This is a genomic window from Amycolatopsis sp. CB00013, from assembly GCF_001905755.1.
Classification (GTDB): domain Bacteria; phylum Actinomycetota; class Actinomycetes; order Mycobacteriales; family Pseudonocardiaceae; genus Amycolatopsis; species Amycolatopsis japonica.
This window is the reverse complement of record NZ_LIWC01000002.1, coordinates 872,832-886,635: the sequence shown is the minus strand read 5'-3', so window position 1 is coordinate 886,635 and position 13,804 is coordinate 872,832. Positions and strand designations below refer to the sequence as shown.

Genomic DNA, 13,804 nt, shown 5'->3' with positions numbered 1-13,804 from the left:
CGGTAAATCGCTGGAATGGCCTCTTTTCTTCACCTTCCGTGGTCGGCGCGGAGTGTCGCGATCAACCGACATGGTCTCGTCGACCGCTGTTCCCCGATAGGCCGCCCTTCAGTCACTCAAAGTTAGAATGACGTGACTCATCGTGATTTGCGCTGGTGAATGCCGCCCTTGTCGGTCAGCGTCCGCCGCCCATGTACTTGGGGTCCGGAGCCGGCAACGGCAGCGGTTCCTGGCCGGCGAGGATCTTCGACATCGCCCCGAACCAGGTCTGCGCCGGCGTCTTGCCGCCGAACATGTTTTCGCAGCGGGTGGTCACATTACCCGGGCCGAGGTAGCAGAGGCCGCCGTTTCCGCCCTTCGGACGGAACACCATCGCCGCGCCCGCGAGCTGCGGGGTGGCCCCGAGGTAGGTTCCCGAGCCGTTGCTTTGCGTGGTCCCGGTCTTGCCCATCACCGGACGGTTCCAGCCGACACCGTTCGCGGCGCCGAACGACGTCCCACCGGGCTGGCTGTCCCTGCTCATGCCGACCGCGAGGGTGTTCGCGAGACCTTCGGGCACCACCTGCTCGCAGGCGGCTTCCTTGACGGGCACCGGCTTTCCGTCCCGGTCGGTGACACCGGACAGCGGGGTCGGCGGGCACCAGACGCCGCCGCTCATGATCGTGGCGCCGACGTTCGCCAGTTCCAGTCCGCTCAGCGGAGCCGGGCCGAGGGTGAACGAAGCGTTTCCGGCCCAGCCGGGCCGCGGACCGAACGCCTGCAGCTGACTGGTGTTGGCACCGGGGTTGTCGGACTTCGGATCCACGGCGCCGCCGCCGAGGTTGCTCGCCATGGTGTCGCGCATCCCGAGTTTGCGCGCCATCTCCACGATCGGCCCCGTGCTCCCGACCTTCTCCTCGAGGGCCACGAACGCGGTGTTCGGCGAAGACGCCAGCGCCTGCTGCAACGACATCTGCCCGCCCGCCGGGTTGTAGTCGCCCGCGTTGCCGAGGCAGTACCAGCGGGAGCGCAACGGCGGCCCGGTCGGAGCGCATTTGGGGCCACCACCGGCGAACACGCGGGAGGTGTAGAAGTCGGGCACCGGAAGGGGACTGTTGATCCCGGCCACACCGGCTTCCAAAGCCGCGGCCGCCGTGAAGGTCTTGTACGCGGACCCCGCGCCACCGGTGTTGTAGACACCGGAAGGCAACGCGAACGTCGTCTGTCCCTGGTCTTCGTGCAATCCGTAGTCACGGTTCGCCGCCAGCGCGACGACTTCGTGTCGCTGTTTGCCCGGTTTCACCAGGGAAAGCGTGTTCGCGACGTTGTCCTGCGTCTTCTTGACCTGGGCCTCGGCCGACATCTTGGCCTCGTGGTTCGCCCGTTCGTCCAAAGTGGTCTGGATCCGGTAGCCGCCGGTGTAGAGATCGTCCTTCGTCATCCCGGATTTGAGGAGGTAGTCCTCGACGTACTGGCAGAAGAAACCGTTCTCCGTACCGGCGCCGACGCAGTTCGACGCGGGCTTCTGCGGGCCGCCTTCGACCACGCCGAGCGGCTCGGCCTTGAACCGTTCCGCGTCCACCTTCGCGAGCTTCTGGTTGTCGACCATGCGGTCCAGCACCAGGTTTCGCCGTTCGGTCGCCTTCGCCGGGCTCTTCCACGGGTCGTTGACGGCCGGGTTGTTCACCAGCCCGGCCAGCAAGGCCGCCTGCGGCACCGTGAGCTTCTCGACGGGCGTGTTGAAGTACGCGTTCGCGGCCGCGCCGACGCCGTAGATCTCACGTGAGAACTCGACGACGTTCAGGTAGCCGGTCAGGATCTGCATCTTGTTCAGCTTGGTTTCCAGCTGGATCGCGATCCGGGCTTCCTTCAGCTTCCGGGCGACCGACTGCTCCTGTGCGCGCTTCTGGCCCGGCTTGTCGTCCCGGTAGACGACGTTGATCAAGTAGTTCTTGACGTACTGCTGGGTCAGCGTCGACGCGCCCTGCGTGTCCCCGCCGGTGCTGTTGCTGACCGCCGCGCGCAGCGTGCCCTTCCAGTCCACCCCGTTGTGCTCGTAGAAGCGCTTGTCCTCGACGGAGATCAGCGCCCACTTCATGGCGTCGTTGATCTGGGTCTCGGTGGTCGGGATGCGGTACTGCTTGTACAGCGTCGCGATCTGCTTGCCGGTGTTGTCCGTGATCGTCGTCACCAACGGCGGCGGGATGTCCGCTAGGTCCGAAGATGTCTTGTCGACGGTCTCGCTCGCCTGGTTCGACAGCACCCCCGCGGCACCCGCCACCGGGAACAACATCCCCGCGACCAGCACCCCCGCGAGCACACAAAGGCCAATGAGCTTCAGCAGACCGTCCGTTTTGCGCACGCGGACCAGGGTACGCGGATGCCGTTAGCCCACCGTGACGTCACCTAGCTGAAAGTGTGGATTCGGTTACGAAATCGACCCCATGAGGTGACGGCCGGTAGTCGGAGGCATTCTAGGGCTTGGCGGAGGGAACCGAGGGCCCTTACAGTCCGTCAACGTCTCACGTATGAAAAAGCCGACAGACGGGTGAGTGCGAGCGGCAGTCGCATTCGGCCGAACGGAGGCACCGGCACCGGGGAGGTGTCGGCTCAACCGACGTGAGCACACAGGGAGACACGCTCATGGGGGCAGGAGCGCAGGCTTTTCGTCCCCCCGTGGTGTGTCGAACACCAGGGTAGGGAGCTGGGGGTATGGAAACCAACCAGTCGAGCTGGCGAGTCAATGCGTCGTGCCGCGACACCGATCCGGACGGTTTGTTCGTCCGGGGGGCGGAACAGAACCGGGCCAAGGCGGTCTGCCTCGGTTGCCCGGTCAGGACGGAATGCCTCGCCGAAGCGCTCGATGGCCGGATCAACTTCGGCATCTGGGGAGGTATGACCGAACGGGAACGGCGGGCGCTGCTGCGGCGGCGGCCGGACGTTTCCAGCTGGGCGGACCTGCTTGAAGCGGCGAAGCGCAGTTTCACCGGGATCGACGAAGAGGAAGACGTGCGCGTCCGAGTCTCGTGATCAAGGTTGGCGTGAAAGGCCCCTTCCCTGAGTCCAAGGTAGGGAAGGGGCCCTTCGCGAAAACTCAGGACTGGGTGGCCAGACGCGTGCCGATGTCGCGCAGGCCTTCGAGATCGTGCACGTCACTGGGAAGCGCGGGCACCCGCACCAGCGGGACCTCGGGATGCGCCCGCGTGAACCTGGCGAGCAGCCGCGTCTCCCGATCGGCCAGCGCGACCCGGTCCGCGTGCAGGCGAAGGACGGCTTCGGCCAGCGGAGCGCTGGCCTCGCCCTTCGCGAGCTGCTCGGCGGCCGCGACGGCTTCGGCACTGGAGAGCGGGGCGAGCACCGGATGCGTCCGGTTCGCGACCAGCCCCGCGAGCGGCATGCTCTCCTCCGAGAGCCGCTCCACGAAATAGGACGCCTCGCGCAGCGCGTCGGGCTCCGGCGCGGCCACCACGAGGAACGAAGTGCCGCCGGACCGCAGCAGCTCGGAAGTCTTGCGCGCGCGTTCGCGGAAACCGCCGAACATGCTGTCGAAGGCCTGCATGAACGCCGAAGCGTCCGTCAGCAGCTGGCCGCCGATGATCGTCGAGACGGCCTTCGCGAACATCGAGAACCCGGCGTTGACGACCTTGCGCAGGCCCCAGCCGCCCGCCTTGGCCGGACCGGTGAGCAGCCGGATCATCCGGCCGTCGAGCGCGCTCGAAAGCCGCGTCGGTGCGTCGAGGAAGTCCAGCGCGGACCGGCTCGGCGGCGTGTCGACGATGATCAGATCCCACTCGTCGGTGGCCGCGAGCTGCCCCAGCTTCTCCATCGCCATGTACTCCTGCGTGCCGGAGAACGACGTGGAAATGGTCTGGTAGAAGGGGTTCTGCAGCAGCTGCTCGGCGCGTTCAGGGCCGGCGTGGACGCGCACCATGTCGTCGAAGGTGCGGCGCATGTCGAGCATCATCGCCCACAGCTCGCCCTTGGGCTCGAAGCCTTCGACCTGCACCTGCTTCGGGTGATTGCCCAGTTCACGCAGGCCGAGCGCCTGCGCCAGCCGCCGGGCCGGGTCGATGGTCAGCACCACCGTCTGCCGTCCCCGTTCGGCCGCGCGCAACGCGAGCGCCGCCGCGGTGGTCGTCTTGCCGACCCCGCCGGAACCGCAGCACACGATGACCCGGCTCTCCGGATCGTCGATCAGCTTGTCGACCTCCAAGATGTCCGACATCAGCGCACCCCCTGCTCGGTCAGCGCTTCGGCGAGGTCGTAGAGCGCCGCGACGTCGACGCCGTCGGTCAGATCCGGCAGTTCGAGGCCCGGCAAGTCCGCTTCGGACAGCTGTTCGCGGGCGCGTTGCTCGGCCGCGACCCGCACGGCGTGCTCGACGGTTTCCTCGACGAGCGCGTCGAGGGTGCTTTCTGGCAGGTCGAGACCGGCCGACGCGAGCCCGGCGCGGACGCGCGAGGCGTCGACACGGCCGTCGGCGGCGGCGGTCACCGAGCGGGCGGGCAGCCGAGGCGGGCGCACCCGGTTCACCAGCACGGCGCCGGGACGCAGGTCGGCGCCGTCGAGTTCGGCGACCGCTTCGACGGTCTCCCGTACCGGCATCTCTTCCAGCAACGTGACCAGGTGGACCGCGGTCTCACCGGAATGCAGCAGCCGCACGACGCCGTCGGCCTGGCCGCGGATCGGGCCGGTCTTGGCGAGATCGGTCAGGGCCTTGGTGACGTCGAGGAACTTCACGACCCGGCCGGTGGGCGGCGAGTCGACGACGACGGCGTCGTAGGTGTGGCGGCCGTCCGATTCGGTGCGGCCGACGCATTCCTTGATCTTGCCGGTGAGCAGCACGTCGCGAAGGCCGGGCGCCAGCGTGGTCGCGAACTCGATCGCGCCCATCCGCCGCAGCGTCCGCCCCGCGAAGCCGAGGTTGTAGAACATCTCGAAGTATTCGAGCAGCGCGGCCTCGACGTCGATGTGCAGGGCGCGCAGTTCGCCGCCGCCGGGGACGGCCGCGATGCGCTGCTCGGCGTACGGGAGCGGCTCGGTGTCGAAGAGCTGGGCGATGCCCTGGCGGCCTTCGACCTCGATCAGCAGCACTCGGCGCCCGCCCTTGGCGAGCGCGAGGCCCAGCGAGGCGGCGAGCGTGGTCTTGCCCGTCCCGCCCTTACCGGTGACGAAATGCAGCCTGGCTCTCGCGAGTTCGTCGGTCCAGCCGGCAAGGGGTGTGCTCACCGGTCCCACCCTAATTGAGCGATCAGCTCGCCAGCATCATGACGCCGAGCGCGGCCACGACCAGTCCTGCGACGCACCAGGTCAGGACGCCGGGCAGCACCGTGAGCATCACCACACCGAGCAGCAGGAGGGTCACGAGGGCCACCGCGCCGGTGATCGCGACCGTCGCCGAGCGGCCCGTGCGGTCCCGCGCCTTGGCCATCAGGACCAGCACCAGCGGCAGCCCGGCCGCGGCGAGCAGGACGGTCGCGACCACGCGCCAGGTCTCCACGGGCCCACCGTAGCGGTGCCGAACGCGCTTCCGTCAGCTCCCGATGGGGGTCGCGGGCACGCAGGGGACCGGCTTCGCGTGCGCCGGGTCCAGCGCGTTGAGGACGTGCCCGGCGGCGTTGCGATCGGCGGCGACCCCGGCGTGCTCAGCCAGGTCGAGCAGGCAGCTGTCCTGCAGCACGATGTTCTTCACGTTCGGGCCGGTGCCCATCCCGCTCGTGTACGGGACGACGGCCTCGTCGTAGCGGGTCATGATGTTCGTGTAGGTCACGCCCGGCTGGAAGACGCCGTTGCCCGACCGCAGGTTCGTCAGGAACTCCGAGCCGCGCAGGAACTGGCGGCACGAACCGCAGAGCGGGTCGAGGATGCCGTTGAAGCCGGGCGCGAGCCCCAGCGCGCCCGCGAGCGCGTACAGATGCGAGGCACCGAACAGCGTCGTGCCGTTCCAGAGCGGGGTCAGGCTGACGTACTTGTCCACTTTGGACGCTCCGCCGAGGAACTTCACATAGTAAGAAGGCATCAGCGTGCCTTCGGAATGCCCGAGGATGTCCACCTTGGACGCGCCGGTCGCGCCGCGCACCCTGTCGATGAACGCCGAAAGCTCCTTCGCGCTCTGCTCCATCGGCAGCAGCCCGCCGGGCTGGTAGATCGGCAGCGGTTCGCCGGGAACGCCGTAGGTGAGGGAGAAGACGCAGTACCCCTGGTTCTTGAGAAGCGGGCCGAACGTCTGCCAGTTCACCGTCTGGTTGGCGCCGAGCCCGTGGGTGAGCACCACCGGATTCGGATGGGCCGCGCTCGGGCGGCAGTCGAAGTCGTTCGCGCCGGGTGGCGGGCCGCCGGGGTTCGCCGCTTGCGCGGGCAGTGCCGCGGCCAGCGTCCACGGGACGGGGAGTTCCTCGTCGGCGGTCGCGGGGGAAGCGCAGATCAGGGCAAGGGCCGCGGCCAGGAAGGTGGCGGCGAGGGACTTCGTCGTCCGCATGTCGGCGTCCTATCTACTCCCGAGTAGGTGTGAAGTGAACCACATCGGCGGGAAATCGGCGAACCGTCCGCGAGAGGGTTTTCCGCATGTGTGTCGGGCGCCCTTGCCGGTTTGGCTACGCTCCCGGGCATGAGCGCCACCAAGTGGGAGTACGCGACCGTCCCCCTGTTGATCCACGCCACCAAGCAGATCCTCGACCAGTGGGGCGAGGACGGCTGGGAGCTCGTCACCGTGCTCCCGAACCCGACCGGCGAGCAGCACGTCGCCTACCTCAAACGAGCGAAGAACTGAGGGATTGAAGCCATGACCTGGAGCGATCGACTCGCCGAGCTCGGCATCGAACTGCCGGCCGTCGCCGCCCCGCTGGCGGCCTACGTGCCCGCGGTCCGCACCGGTTCGCACGTCTACACGGCCGGGCAGCTGCCCTTCGTGAAGGGTGAGCTCGAAGCGACCGGCAAGGTCGGCGCCGAGGTCAGCCCCGAAGAGGCGAAGCAGTACGCGCGGACGTCGATCCTCAACGCCCTCGCCGCGGTCGACTCGGTCGCCGGCATCGACAACGTCGTGCGGGTGGTCAAGGTCGTCGGGTTCGTGGCCTCCGCGGAGGGCTTCACCGGCCAGCCCGCGGTGATCAACGGGGCGTCCGAGCTGCTGGGCGAGATCTTCGGCGAGGCGGGCATCCACGCCCGGTCGGCCGTCGGGGTCGCCGAGCTGCCGATCGGGGCGCCGGTCGAGATCGAACTGATCGTGGAGGTGAAGTGATGGACCCGGACATCGAACGGTCCTCGCACGAGCTCCTGCTCCGGCTGGCCGGACGGCTGCCGGACCAGCTCTTGTGGCGGTTCCGTGACTGGCTGGGCGAAGGTGCGATGGGCACGCTCGCGCGGACCCTGCCCAGGTCTTTGCTTAAGCACAGGATCGACCTGGACCAAACCGAGTATCGCCTGCTAGTCGCCGGGCTCATCCCCCACGGAGCCGACTGGCATCAGGTGAGTTCCACCCTGGGGGTAGACGACGTCACCGAGACCAGGTACACATTCACGCAGAGTGCGCCCGAATGGGTGAACTCCGTCGACTCTGTGTCCGTATTGATCCACGCAACGTTGCGGGGACGGCCGGATGTGGGTGAAGTGCGGCAAAGCTGGCGACACCTCGGTGTGGTCGGCGAGGGTGGGGCGAAACGAGTCCTCCTGGTCACGGCGACGAACGGGCTGCCGAGGCTGACCGGTGAACTGCAGCGCGTCCTGCGCGTGCTGGGTGACGAGGAGCCCGGCGTCGAGGTTCTCCCGCCGAGCATCGACCTCACCGGCTATCACCGCACCGCGCTCACCAATTCCGAGCTGGTCTGTGTGGGCGCGGTGGACACCGGAAGTCGGCTGGTCGCCGCTTAACGCTCGCTCCACCAGGCGAGCCGGGAGGGAGCAGAGCAATGGTGGAGGTCCACGACGGCCCGCCCATGGACGGGTTCTCGGTGCCCCTGCGCCTGCACAACCTGTTACTGGCCCTGGCGGGTCGTATCGACGACAGTGCTTTGACCGAAGCGCGTGAGCTGATCGCGCGTGCGCACATCGACGAAGCGGTGGAGCTCACCACCGGCACCCTGATCGCGGGGAAGATCCCGGTGAGCTCCTCCGAACAGCGTGAACTCGCGCTCGTCCTGGAGATGAGCCGGTCCGACGCCACTCTGGCGAACGACCTGCTGGTCGTCGAGGAGGACGAGCCGGTGCTCACCCACCGGTTCACCGGGGAGAACCAGCCCGAATTCGGCCTCGCCGAGGCGCTCGACCGCACCCTGCAGGTGCTGCCGGACGTCCGGTCGGTGCACGCGGTGTGGCGGAACACGCCGGCGGGCAGCGTGCCCGGCGCGCTGCCGCAGCGGGTGGTCCTGGTCGAGATCGGGCCCGAGGGCAATCCGCCCGCGGTCGCGTTCCGCGTGGACACCGCGCTTCGCCGCGCGGGCATCCGTTCGGTCGTCGAGGTCGCGGGCCCCGGCGTCGCGCGGTCCGCGTACCACCAGGCCGCGTCTTCGGCCGCGAGTCCTGTCTGGGTCACCGGGAGTACCCACTCCAGTGACTTTCGGTCCGAGCCGGTGACTCCGCCGCCCGCTCCCGCCCCGGCTCCCGAGCCGGTCAAGGAGCAGCCGAGCAGGCACGGGCTGCGTCCGGTGAGCAGCGGAAGCCACGAACCGGCCGAGCCGATCGCGCCGGTGGTGCCGATCGTGCAGCAGGCGCCCGCGGCGACGACGTCTTCCTCGTCCTCGACGGAGTCCGCGCCGCCGCGCAAGTCGCGGGCGGAGACCCGTGCCGAGCGCACGGCCGACCTGACCCCGGCCGAGGTGGCGCAGCTTCGTCAGGCGCTCAAGGAGGACCCCGAAAAGGGCCGCGAGATCGCCACGGGCAAGCCGAGCATGCACGAGGTCGTCGAGCTGCCCGCTCTCGACCTCGACGACCCCAGCCTGAGCGAGCGCGACCGCGCGCTCCTGCGCGAGCTGCACGCCGAGCTCGCCGAACGGGAGCGCGCCGAAGCGGCGAAGATCCGGCTGAACGGCGCTTCGCGCAGCAGCGGCTCTAGCTGGTCCTGACCGACCGCCACGCGTTTCGTCCTCTGAATGCGGTAGTTGCACGCGCAACGATCGCAACCAGAGGACGAAACGCGATGTTAGGTTGCGGGTGTGGCTGAAGAACTGACATTCGACATCCCGGTGGGGGCCGGGGTGGGCACCCGCGCCAACGCCGACGGCGAGCCCGTGACGCCCAAGGACGCGGCGACCGTGATCCTCCTCCGCGACGGCACCGAAGGCGTCGAGGTCTTCCTGCAGCACCGGGTGAAGGGCATGCCCTTCGCGGGCGGCATGACGGTCTTCCCCGGCGGTGGCGTGGATTCCCGCGATGTCGACACCTCCGTGAGCTGGGCCGGCCCCGAGCCCGCCTGGTGGGCGGAACGCTTCGGTTGCGACGAGTCGCTGGCCCGCGCCCTGGTGTGCGCGGCCGTGCGGGAGACGTTCGAGGAGTCTGGCGTACTGCTCGCGAGCACCGGCGACACGGTCGTCACCGACACGACGCCGTATCACGACGCCCGCGAAAAACTGGTCTCCCGCGAACTCTCGCTCGCCGCCTTCCTCGAAGCGAACGGCCTGACGCTGCGCGCGGATCTCTTGCGCCCGTGGGCGAACTGGGTGACCCCGCCGCAGGAACCGCGCCGCTACGACACCTGCTTCTTCGTCGCCGTCCTGCCCGAGGGACAGCAGGCGGACGGCGCCACCTCCGAGGCCGTCAGCTCCGGCTGGCAGCGGCCCGAAGAGGCCATCGCCGATGCCAAGGAAGGCCGCCGCATGCTCATGCCACCGACGTGGCTCACGCTCGCGGAGCTGGGCGAGTTCGAGTCTTCGGCCGCGGCTCAGGCCGCCGAACGCGAGATCTCGAAGATCATGCCGACGCTGGTGCGCGACGGCGACAAGGTCCGCGTCATCCTGGACCCGGCATGAGCGCCCCCGAATACGGCGTGCTGCGCCGGATCACGCCGACGACTTCCGTGCTGCTGGAGAACAATCCTTCGTCGATGACGTTGGAGGGCACCAACTCCTGGGTGCTGCGCGGGCCCGGCGCGTCCGGTTCCGTGGTCGTCGACCCCGGTCACGAGGACGTCGAGCATCTGACGCGGCTGGCGGAGACCGGCGCCGTCGAGCTGATCGTGCTCACCCACCATCACCCCGACCACGCCGAGGGCGCGCCCTGGTTCGCCGAGCGCGTCGGCGCCCCCGTGCGGGCCTTCGACGAAAAGCTCTGCATCGGCGGGAAGTCCCTTGTGGACGGTGAGGTGATCGAGGCGGGCGGTGTCCGGCTGTCGGTGCTGCACACGCCGGGCCACACCGGCGACTCGATCTGCCTGGTGTCCGACGGCCAGATCCTGACCGGTGACACCATCCTCGGCCGCGGCACCACCGTGCTGCACGACCTCGGCGACTACCTGCGCTCGCTGCGGAAACTCATCGGGCTGCCCGACGGCACCGTCGGCCTGCCGGGACACGGCCCCGAACTGCCCGACCTGGCCGCGACCGCGCGCGAATACCTGGCACATCGGGAAGAACGGCTCGACCAGGTGCGTTCGGCACTGGAGACGCTCGGCGCGGACGCCACCCCGCGCCAGGTGGTCGAGGTCGTCTACGCCGACGTCGACAAGGCTTTGTGGGCGCCCGCCGAATGGAGCGTGCGGGCGCAGTTGGACTACCTGAGGTCGGAGGACGGCGAATGAGTGACGTCGAGGTCGAGTTCTACTGGCGCCCCGGATGCGGGTTCTGCGCCGCGTTGGAGCGGCCGCTGTCGAAGAGCGGTTTCAAGGTGAAGCGGGTCAACATCTGGGAGGACCCGGACGCCGCCGCCCGCGTGCGTTCGGTGGCGAACGGGAACGAGGTCGTGCCGACGGTCTTCGTGGGCTCGAAGGCGATGGTGAACCCTTCGTTCGGGGAGATCGAGGCCGCCGTGAAGGCCGCCTCCGCCTGACCCCTCAGCGTGCTATGAAAGGTCCTTTCCTTGCAAAATTTGCAAGGAAAGGACCTTTCATGGCGTTCGGGTGCGGGCGTCGCGTGGGGCCGGGTGTCAGCGCGGCAGCATCGGCATCACGTAGTACGTCAGCTCCACCTCGCCCGGCTCCACCGCGCGGATGACGCAGGCACGCATCCCGGGCTGGATGTCCAACCGCACCCGTTCCCCGGCGAAACCCTGCAGCGCGTCCAGCAGGTAGCGCGCCTGGAACGAGGGCGACGTCCGGCCGCCGGAGACCTCCGCTTTCAGCGTTTCCTCTGCCTCACCGGTGTTCTGCTTGGCACTGGCCAGCCGCAGGTGCGCGTCGCCGACCTCCAGCGTCAGCACCCGGCGATCGTCCGCGTAGACGCCCACGCGGCGCACGGCGGCGGCCAGCGCGTCGGCGGCGACCTCGACCGTCGTGTCCACAGTGGACGATTCGATCAGCTTCTCCGACAGGAAACCAGCGTCGAGCACGGCGGTCGTGACGGCGACTCCGGCCCAGCTCAGCCCGAACCGGGTGCCGTCGCCGTGCAGGCCGACGGTGCCGCGCGCCTGCTTCGCCGTCTCGGCGAGCAGGCCCGCCGGGACCAGTGCGTCGATCGGCTCGCCCGCGGAGCGCAGCGGCAGGGTGGCCACGGCCATCCGGTAGCGGTCGGACGCCGTCAGCCGCAGCTCACGGCTGAAGCTCTGCACACGGACCCCGGTGAACATCGGCAGCGCGTCGTCCTTCGCCGCCGTGCCCGCGACGGTGCGCAACGCGGTCACGAGGGCGTGACCGTCCACTTCGGACACCTTCGGCGGCATGTCCGGGAGGTTCAGCTCACGGCTCAGCAACGGCAGCGCGTAGCGCCCGCCCTCCACCCGCACGGCCAGCCTCGAACCCTCGACGACCAGACGCACCAGGTCGTCGTCGAGCATGCGCAGCGTCTCCGCCAGTGGCCCGGCGGGGACGAGGACCTCGCCATCGGTGTGGACCATGGCCTCGGCGGTCAGGCGGACGGCTCGTTCGCTGTCGTTGCCGCCGACGGTCAGCCCGTCCTTTCCGGCGCGCAGCAGCAGGCCGGAACGGGCCGACAGCAGCCGGGCGGCGGCGGAGACGGCGGACGAAAGGGGGCGGGTGGCGGCGGTCAGGTCCATGCCCGCAAGCTAGCGGGCGGCACCGACAAGTTCGGGCGCTTCGGCGGCGGCCGCGGCCGGCTGAGGGCGGAAGGTGCCGCGCAGCAGCCACACCACCGCGGCGAGCGCGAACCCGACCACGCCGGCGGCGAGGAACGCCGCCTCGTGTCCGGCGTGCTCGACGAGGTAGCCGCTGATCGACTGCCCGAACGCGAGGCCGAGGGTCACCGCGGTGAGCACCCAGCCGAACGCCTCGGCCGCCGTGCCCTTCGGCGCGGCGATCTCGATGGCCGCCGAATGCGTCGTCGACTGCGGCGTGATGAGCGCGCCCGCGGCGAGCATGGCGAGCGCGAGGCCCCAGAGCGAACCCGGCAGCGCGAGCAGCGCCACCAGCGCGCCGAACCCGGCCAGCAGCACCGGCAGCCGCAGGCCCATCTGACGTGGCCACGGGCGCAGGCTGTACGCCACCCCGAACGCGACCGAGCTGACCGACCACGCCGAAAGCAGCAGACCGCCGATGGAGGTGTTCCCCGCCTCGGTCGCGGCCGCCGGGACGGCGACCTCGACGAACCCGATCACCGCGCCGAAGCCCAGCGCGGCGATCGCGAGCGTGCGCATCCCGGGGCTGGCCAGCGCGCCGAGCAGTTTGCCGCCCGTCGACGGCGACGGACCCCATGCGCGCACGGTCGGGCTCAGCGCGAACAGGACCGCGCCCGCGATCATGGTCAGCGAGCCGGTCACGATGCCGGTGCCCGCCCACGGCGCGGCGATCAGCAGTCCCGCGAACCCGGGGCCGAGGATGAAGAAGACCTCCATGCTGATCGCCTCGTAGGAGAACGCGGCGTTCCGCGTCGGCCCGGCGGGCAGCAGCCGTGTCCACAGTGCCCGCGAGGCCGAGCCGACCATCGGTTCCGTGATCCCGGTGCCGAAGGCCAGCGGGACCAGCACGAGCGTCGGGGCGTGCGCCTCGATCGCGAACACCAGCCCGGTCATCGCCAGCGCGAAGAGCACCGTGGTGGTCAGCAGCGGCCGGGTCGGCCCGAACCGGTCGATGAGCCTTCCCTGCACGACCGCGCCCACGGAGACGCCCACCAGCGACCCGGCCGACACCAGCCCGGCCGCGGCGAAGGAGCCCGTCTCGCGCTGGACGTAGAGCAGCGCGGAGATACCGATCATCGCGATCGGCAGGCGGGCGAGCAGCGACGCGATCACCGCCCCGCGGGATCCGGGCGCGGTCAGCGCGGCCCGGTAGTCGGCGAGGGAGGTGCGGTGGCTCTCGGCGGAAGCGGACACAGACTGGGACACGCGTACCAGTATGAACACTTTGGTACGCGAGTACCAGATCTGCGGCGGTAAGTTTGGTCACCACCGGATCCGGGTACTACGGACCACGAATCCGCCAGGTTCGTCACGATCAGGTAACAGTCGGTCGATTCTGGGTCATTCGGGGCAACAAATCGACGCAGATGGCGTCCTTGAGAGTGAAAGAACTTGAGTTCACGGCCGATGGCCGTGGATGGTTGTACGACAAACACACAGCTTCCAGCTCCCTCCGGCGTACGGGTCGGGGCCTTGTTCCGGAGGGCGGGGAGCGCGGATCGTCGGGGGATGGTCCGCGCACAGCGAAGAGCCGGTGCGCCACGTCGGGGGTGGCGCCCGGCTCTTCGTTGTGTTTCAGCACGAGTACATGAAGGCCCCCTTCACTGCGCTA

Annotated in this window: 15 protein-coding genes; 8 read left to right on the top strand and 7 right to left on the bottom strand. The window is 69.4% G+C overall.

Going from position 1 to position 13,804, the window contains the following annotated elements:
- Nucleotides 1–175: 175 nt before the first annotated feature.
- On the bottom strand, nt 176–2,341 hold the full coding sequence (locus tag AMK34_RS14235; RefSeq protein WP_143202453.1) for a transglycosylase domain-containing protein: 2,166 nt from the start codon (nt 2,339–2,341) through the stop codon (nt 176–178).
- 350 nt (nt 2,342–2,691) lie between these two features.
- Between AMK34_RS14235 and AMK34_RS14230 the strand changes: the two genes are divergently transcribed.
- Complete coding sequence (locus AMK34_RS14230; protein WP_005166974.1) at nt 2,692–3,009, top strand: WhiB family transcriptional regulator; 318 nt, start codon at nt 2,692–2,694, stop codon at nt 3,007–3,009.
- A gap of 64 nt (nt 3,010–3,073) precedes the next feature.
- Here AMK34_RS14230 and AMK34_RS14225 read toward each other — a convergent pair whose 3' ends face one another.
- Genes AMK34_RS14225 through AMK34_RS14210 form a run of 4 tightly spaced genes read right to left on the bottom strand, consistent with a single transcriptional unit; the run spans nt 3,074 to nt 6,457 of the window.
- Nucleotides 3,074–4,204: an ArsA family ATPase gene (locus AMK34_RS14225; protein ID WP_073845689.1), complete on the bottom strand. Its 1,131-nt coding sequence runs from the start codon at nt 4,202–4,204 to the stop codon at nt 3,074–3,076.
- On the bottom strand, nt 4,204–5,208 hold the full coding sequence (locus AMK34_RS14220; RefSeq protein ID WP_016337892.1) for an ArsA-related P-loop ATPase: 1,005 nt from the start codon (nt 5,206–5,208) through the stop codon (nt 4,204–4,206). The genes AMK34_RS14225 and AMK34_RS14220 overlap by 1 nt, the downstream gene beginning before the upstream one ends.
- Nucleotides 5,209–5,230: 22 nt before the next feature.
- Nucleotides 5,231–5,479, bottom strand: a complete 249-nt coding sequence (locus AMK34_RS14215) for a hypothetical protein (RefSeq protein ID WP_073845687.1) — start codon at nt 5,477–5,479, stop codon at nt 5,231–5,233.
- Between the two features lie 33 nt (nt 5,480–5,512).
- The gene (locus AMK34_RS14210; protein WP_073845685.1) at nt 5,513–6,457 is read right to left on the bottom strand and encodes an esterase/lipase family protein; all 945 of its coding nucleotides are present in this window, start codon (nt 6,455–6,457) and stop codon (nt 5,513–5,515) included.
- A 129-nt stretch (nt 6,458–6,586) separates the two neighbouring features.
- Between AMK34_RS14210 and AMK34_RS42670 the strand changes: the two genes are divergently transcribed.
- The 7 genes from AMK34_RS42670 to AMK34_RS14175 all read left to right on the top strand — a co-directional run bounded on the left by AMK34_RS42670 (nt 6,587) and on the right by AMK34_RS14175 (nt 10,953).
- Nucleotides 6,587–6,748, top strand: coding sequence for a DUF4177 domain-containing protein (locus AMK34_RS42670; RefSeq protein WP_005166970.1), 162 nt, complete (start codon nt 6,587–6,589; stop codon nt 6,746–6,748).
- A 12-nt stretch (nt 6,749–6,760) separates the two neighbouring features.
- On the top strand, nt 6,761–7,216 hold the full coding sequence (locus tag AMK34_RS14200) for a RidA family protein (RefSeq protein WP_016337888.1): 456 nt from the start codon (nt 6,761–6,763) through the stop codon (nt 7,214–7,216).
- Nucleotides 7,216–7,845 (top strand): hypothetical protein, encoded by a 630-nt coding sequence (locus AMK34_RS14195; RefSeq protein WP_038521077.1) that lies wholly within the window; start codon nt 7,216–7,218, stop codon nt 7,843–7,845. Before AMK34_RS14200 ends, AMK34_RS14195 begins: the two co-directional genes overlap by 1 nt.
- 38 nt (nt 7,846–7,883) lie before the next feature.
- Complete coding sequence (locus tag AMK34_RS14190) at nt 7,884–9,035, top strand: hypothetical protein (RefSeq protein ID WP_038521074.1); 1,152 nt, start codon at nt 7,884–7,886, stop codon at nt 9,033–9,035.
- A gap of 90 nt (nt 9,036–9,125) precedes the next feature.
- Complete coding sequence (locus tag AMK34_RS14185) at nt 9,126–9,938, top strand: NUDIX hydrolase (RefSeq protein ID WP_038521071.1); 813 nt, start codon at nt 9,126–9,128, stop codon at nt 9,936–9,938.
- Nucleotides 9,935–10,705: an MBL fold metallo-hydrolase gene (locus AMK34_RS14180; RefSeq protein WP_073845684.1), complete on the top strand. Its 771-nt coding sequence runs from the start codon at nt 9,935–9,937 to the stop codon at nt 10,703–10,705. Before AMK34_RS14185 ends, AMK34_RS14180 begins: the two co-directional genes overlap by 4 nt.
- On the top strand, nt 10,702–10,953 hold the full coding sequence (locus AMK34_RS14175; RefSeq protein ID WP_034314716.1) for a glutaredoxin family protein: 252 nt from the start codon (nt 10,702–10,704) through the stop codon (nt 10,951–10,953). Before AMK34_RS14180 ends, AMK34_RS14175 begins: the two co-directional genes overlap by 4 nt.
- Before the next feature lie 96 nt (nt 10,954–11,049).
- Here AMK34_RS14175 and dnaN read toward each other — a convergent pair whose 3' ends face one another.
- Nucleotides 11,050–12,114 carry a DNA polymerase III subunit beta gene (gene dnaN / locus AMK34_RS14170; RefSeq protein WP_038521062.1) on the bottom strand — a complete coding sequence of 355 codons (1,065 nt, stop codon included), beginning with the start codon at nt 12,112–12,114 and terminating at the stop codon, nt 11,050–11,052.
- A gap of 9 nt (nt 12,115–12,123) precedes the next feature.
- A complete protein-coding gene (locus tag AMK34_RS14165) occupies nt 12,124–13,386 on the bottom strand; it encodes an MFS transporter (protein ID WP_198941692.1) in 1,263 nt (420 codons plus the stop codon).
- Between the last annotated feature and the right edge of the window lie 418 nt (nt 13,387–13,804).

What these genes read in the sequence shown, in the direction of transcription:
- AMK34_RS42670 (WP_005166970.1), top strand. Translation starts at nt 6,587, where the DNA reads ATGAGCGCCACCAAGTGGGAGTACGCGACCGTCCCCCTGTTGATCCAC.
- AMK34_RS14230 (WP_005166974.1), top strand. Translation starts at nt 2,692, where the DNA reads ATGGAAACCAACCAGTCGAGCTGGCGAGTCAATGCGTCGTGCCGCGAC.
- AMK34_RS14200 (WP_016337888.1), top strand. Translation starts at nt 6,761, where the DNA reads ATGACCTGGAGCGATCGACTCGCCGAGCTCGGCATCGAACTGCCGGCC.
- AMK34_RS14180 (WP_073845684.1), top strand. Translation starts at nt 9,935, where the DNA reads ATGAGCGCCCCCGAATACGGCGTGCTGCGCCGGATCACGCCGACGACT.
- dnaN (WP_038521062.1), bottom strand. Translation starts at nt 12,114, where the DNA reads ATGGACCTGACCGCCGCCACCCGCCCCCTTTCGTCCGCCGTCTCCGCC.
- AMK34_RS14190 (WP_038521074.1), top strand. Translation starts at nt 7,884, where the DNA reads ATGGTGGAGGTCCACGACGGCCCGCCCATGGACGGGTTCTCGGTGCCC.
- AMK34_RS14195 (WP_038521077.1), top strand. Translation starts at nt 7,216, where the DNA reads ATGGACCCGGACATCGAACGGTCCTCGCACGAGCTCCTGCTCCGGCTG.
- AMK34_RS14175 (WP_034314716.1), top strand. Translation starts at nt 10,702, where the DNA reads ATGAGTGACGTCGAGGTCGAGTTCTACTGGCGCCCCGGATGCGGGTTC.
- AMK34_RS14210 (WP_073845685.1), bottom strand. Translation starts at nt 6,457, where the DNA reads ATGCGGACGACGAAGTCCCTCGCCGCCACCTTCCTGGCCGCGGCCCTT.
- AMK34_RS14225 (WP_073845689.1), bottom strand. Translation starts at nt 4,204, where the DNA reads ATGTCGGACATCTTGGAGGTCGACAAGCTGATCGACGATCCGGAGAGC.